The organism is Protofrankia sp. CiP1_Cm_nod2, from assembly GCF_920664355.1.
In the GTDB taxonomy this organism is placed as follows: Bacteria; Actinomycetota; Actinomycetes; order Frankiales; family Frankiaceae; genus Protofrankia.
Genome location: NZ_CAKKTL010000266.1, coordinates 1 through 4,556 on the forward strand (window position 1 = coordinate 1; position 4,556 = coordinate 4,556).

Sequence of the window (4,556 nt, forward strand, 5' to 3'; positions counted from 1 at the left end):
GCCTCAGGCATGAGAAAAGCCGCGGCGAAACTGTTGGCTCTTGTCTCCTCGCGGCTGCGTCGGCTGTAGAGGCCCTCGTCGATCGTGATGCCGTTCGTATCGCCCTGTACGTCACCCGCGGCTATGTGCCCGATCTCATGGGCGAGTGTGTAACGTTGGCGAGTGGCCGGAACGGCGCTGCTCACGAGCGCCAGGCGGTAGTTCCCGCGGGATATGCTCAGGCCGTCCAGCCCCGGTGGAAGCGGTTCGACGGCGACGTCTATTCCCAGCTCCCGTTCGCAGAAGTCGGCCAGGTCATCGATGTCGGCATCACCCGCCCCGGTGAGCCCGCGCACCGCACGGGCGAGCTGGTCGGCCTGGAGCACCGGATCGTCCTGGTGGATCTCCAGCGGGAAGCGGCTCGGTGGCGCGGACATGCCGAGGTCGCGCAGCAGGGCCTCGATCTCGAGGAGATCGTCCACGCGGCTCAGGGCCTGTGCTACGGCGGGGCTCGTATCAGGCTGCGCGCGTGCCGAGATCCGGGTACTTCCCTGCTCGCCACTGGCGAGCAGTTCGGCGACCGGTACACCGGTCGCCTCGGCGATGAGTGCGAGTTCCAGGCTGCTCAGGCGCCGCTTGCCGCTGAGCACCTTGGACAGGGCGGTCGGATCCATGCCAGCGGCCTTCGCGAGCGCCTGCTGGGTCAGACCGGCATCCCGGATCGCCTGGCGTATGCGGTCGGCGAGGATCTCAGCATCCACATGGTCAAGATACGTCGGCACTTGCGAAAATCGCAAATTTGGCGGCGGGTGATGATGCCGTGTCCACCAGGAGGCTGTCATCGCTGTGATGGGAGCTACGCTTACGTTACGGCGCAACCGGGGCAATACGTGGTGACGCCGGCGCTACGGAGACGGGGGAGGGGCTGCCGGTGACACCGGTTGCGGATGGCGACGCTGGCGGGCTGCCGGACGACGGCCCCGACATCAGTCTGAGCCGGAGCGATCGGGACGAGTTCCTGACCGTGATTGCCACGGTTTTCCCGCCGGGGGGCGCTGCGGCGATCGTCCTCGACGAGATCGGATTTCCGCGGGTACGCATCCCCGCTCGGGAAGGCAGCAACTCGGAACAGTGGTGGGGCCAGATCTTCTCCGAATTCGACGCCGGGATCATCGAGGCGCCTTATCGGCGGCTGCTGCGCGTGGCCATCCGGCGCTATCCGGGTAATGATGTTTTCAGGCGTCTTGTCGCCAGTTATCTCGCAGCCAAAGCCACCTGGGACGCGCGGGACCCGCCCTCGGGGACCTCCTCGGGGTCGCACGCCGAATCACCGCGTCAGCTCGCCGACGGGATCGCCCGGGGCGCGCGGATCACGACGACGTCCGGGCCGTCAAAAATCTTTCTTTGTCACGCCTCCCAGGACAAACCCCGGGTCCGCGATCTCTACAAGCGGCTGCACGATGACGGGCTCGACGCCTGGCTCGACGCCGAGGATCTTCTGCCTGGTCAGGAATGGGATCTGGAGATTCGTCGAGCGATTCGTGCCAGTCGCAGCGTTCTCGTCTGTCTGTCGTCGGCATCCACGGACAAGAGAGGGTACGTCCAGAAGGAGATCAAGTACGCGCTGGACGTCGCCGACGAGCAGCCCGAAGGGGCGATCTACCTGATTCCGGTGCGGCTGGAGCCCTGCGAGATACCGGATCGCCTGCGGAAATGGCACTGGGTGAACCTGTTCGAAGCGGACGGCTACGCAAAGCTGCTCAGGGCGCTGCGGGCGACGAGCTGAACGTCACGGATCGAGATCCATTTTTTTGATCTGATTTGAATGAACAGCGTAGATGAACGGGTCCGCCTCGGCGCAGGCGGTAATGATCGTGTCGAGATTGTCAATAAATCGTTGGACCATCTCCGGGCCGGGCAGGTTCTGTCGGTTTATGTAGAAGCAGCGAGCGGCATGTTTTATGACGGCTGCCCTCTCCGCTGGCCTGCGTCTGATTCTCTCGTCTTTCATGAACGCTGCCCAGCCCAGTCGGGCGGTGTCGGCGAGCCAGGTTACGTCCTCGACCTTCTCGTCGTGCGGGATGCCGTAGTGATCGGCGAGTGTCGTCAGATCGATGCCGGCCTGCCGCAGCAGTCGAGGGACGGCCATGCGACCGAGGCTGCGGTCGACGAAGATGTGGGGGAGCCCCTCGGGACGTGCCGCCAACACTATGCGGCGGGTTTGCTGGCGATGCGTACGGCGTCTTCCAGCTCGTCAGGGGGGACACCGAACTCTTCGGCGACCTCCGCGAGCTGCTCGCCGGCGTGGAAACGGCCCAGAACGTCTTCGAGCCGGGCCCCGCCATGGGAGAAGATCGGCTGGCCGAACCCGCGGCGAGGATCGACCACGACGTCGGCGTGCCGGTATTCGGGCAGACGGATGAGCTGGGCATAGCCGTCCGGTGCGAAGTCGACGCGCTGCAGATAGGCGTCTACGACATCACCGAACACCCGCTGGCCCTTACGCACGGCGACCAGCTCTCGTGCACCCCGCGCCTCGGGTGTGTCGCCCTGGCTCTCGGCGAAGTCGTAGAGCACCTCGGCGCCGTCCGTGTAGAGGGCCTTGGACGCCAGGACGTGCGCGATCCCGAGTTCCTCGGACAGGCGGGTGAGAGCGGGCCGGATGCGTTGAAGTGGTACACCGGCACGCCGGATCGCCGCGAGCACCAGCCCCTCGGCAAGGCTGATGAACGGCACCACGGCGTCGCCGCGCTCCGTCGCGGGACGCGCGGTGACGATCGGCTCACCACGCACCGGGGGGCGTCCGGGCCGCTGCCGTACATATCCGTACGCCCAGGTCGTGAAGGTCGAGGTCGGCACACGTAGGTAGCGGCTGGCCTCGGCGACGCTGTACAGCGGCACCTCGAAACGATCAGCGTCGTTGGGCACGACTTGCCTCCCCCGGATACGGCGCTCTGCCGCCTATCATCCACTCCCAGCCGAACCCATACATCTCACCGGCCGACCGGGCCGCGGAGCACCGCTGGAACGGCTGTACGGACTCCGTCGGCACCGGCACCGGCGATGATGACCACCGATCCTGCTCCTTCTCAACGTAAGGAACCCTGTACGGGAGCCTGCCTGCCGGGCGCGGCAGACCTGTCGTGTCCGGTTGCCGCCGGACGCCGGCTGACTCGGTGGCCGGCGTCCGGGTGATGTGCTCCTGTACCGGACACTGACATCGCTGTGGTGGGGACTACGCTTACGTTACGGCACAACCGGGGCAACCCGTGGTGATGCCGGCGCTGCGGAGGCGGGGGAGGGATCCGGTGGCACCGGTTGCGGACGGTGATGTCGGCGCGGCGGCGGACGACGGTCCCGACATTCGCCTGAGCCGGGACGACCGGATCGACTTCCTGAACGCGCTCGCCCGGGCCTACCGCACCGACGGCGCCGTCTCGACGGTGTTCACCCAGATCGGCTACCCGCTGGCATACAGCCCGGTCATCCAAGGCTCCAACCCGGAGCAGTGGTGGACCCAGGTGTTCATCGAGTTCGACAACGGAATCATCGTCGCTCCCTTCCGGACGTTGCTGTACAGCAGTAGTCGGCGATATCCGGGTAATGAGGTATTTCAGCGCCTCGCCGCCCGGCACCTCGCCGAGGCAGCACCGGATGCGGTTGCCGCGGACCGGGTCGGAATGCCGGTCGGTCCGAACCCCGTTCGTGAAACGCCTGCGGAAGGCGAGGCTGGACGCCCTGCGGGGGTTGAAGAGGAACCGGCGGCGGAGGAGGGGCCGGCGCAGAGCTGTCATGTGATTGTGCGGGCGAGTTCGGAACCCGAGCGCCGCCACGCTCAGGAAACCCTGGCACGTCTCGGCCTGGAACCGCATGAGTTCTGGTCCACGTCGCACGCCGTCTCCTACCGGGTCAGCAGTACTGACACCGCGGCGGTGCGGGAACGGCTCGACGGAACGGACCTGGGGTGGACGCTCGTCCCGCCGGGTGAACCCGACTACGTGCTCCAGACGCTGTACGTGGGAGGGCCGGACGGCCGGCAGTTCCGGTTGAACGACGCCCCTGCCCAGCAGACCGTCGAAAACGTGGCCGCTTCGGTGATGGAGGAGTATCCGCCCGGCTTCACCGATGCGACCCGCTCCATCGTCGTCGACGAGGTGCAGGACGACGGGTCGGGACGCCGGCTCAACACCGACGACACGCTGCACGTCGCGGGTATCCGCAACAACTCCAGGATGCGGATCGGGGTGGAGGCCCGGGCCGGGGCGCTCAACCCGAAGGACAGGCAGGAGGCGCTGCACCGCGTCCGCAACCAGATCGTCGCGTATGCGCGGGCGCATCCTGGGTTCCAGGTGCGGGCGAACTCCGGTCTGCTGCCCACCGAGTACGAGCTGGAGTTCGCCCAGCCGAGTTTCGGGCCCGGCGCGGCACCTGGTGATGATCCGGTCGCCGTCGATCGGCATGTCGTTCTGATACAGCTCGGCGCGGAGTTCCCGGAAACCCCGCCGCTGGTGTTCTGGCTGACACCGCTCTTCCATCCGAACGTGTTCCCGAACTACGACTGCGACCAGGCCCGGGAG

The 4,556-nt window shown here is 66.7% G+C and carries 5 protein-coding genes; 2 read left to right on the forward strand and 3 right to left on the reverse strand.

Translation table 11 applies throughout. The features are described from left to right. Positions 1-740: ImmA/IrrE family metallo-endopeptidase (locus tag NBW84_RS21210; protein WP_250286724.1), on the reverse strand; the 740-nt coding region annotated here is incomplete at its 3' end. Positions 741-910: 170 nt separating this feature from the next. On the opposite strand from NBW84_RS21210, the gene NBW84_RS21215 reads away from it, so the two are divergent. Further along, complete coding sequence (locus NBW84_RS21215; protein ID WP_250286727.1) at positions 911-1,765, forward strand: toll/interleukin-1 receptor domain-containing protein; 855 nt, start codon at positions 911-913, stop codon at positions 1,763-1,765. A gap of 3 nt (positions 1,766-1,768) precedes the next feature. Here the strand turns inward: NBW84_RS21215 and NBW84_RS21220 are convergent, their stop codons facing one another. After that, a complete protein-coding gene (locus NBW84_RS21220) occupies positions 1,769-2,188 on the reverse strand; it encodes a PIN-like domain-containing protein (protein ID WP_250286729.1) in 420 nt (139 codons plus the stop codon). Next, entirely contained in the window at positions 2,188-2,907 is a 720-nt protein-coding gene (locus NBW84_RS21225) for a DUF433 domain-containing protein (protein ID WP_250286730.1), read from the reverse strand. Before NBW84_RS21225 ends, NBW84_RS21220 begins: the two co-directional genes overlap by 1 nt. 380 nt (positions 2,908-3,287) lie before the next feature. Here NBW84_RS21225 and NBW84_RS21230 point away from each other — a divergent pair. Further along, on the forward strand, positions 3,288-4,556 hold a 1,269-nt coding region (locus NBW84_RS21230; protein WP_250286732.1), incomplete at its 3' end, for an effector-associated domain EAD1-containing protein.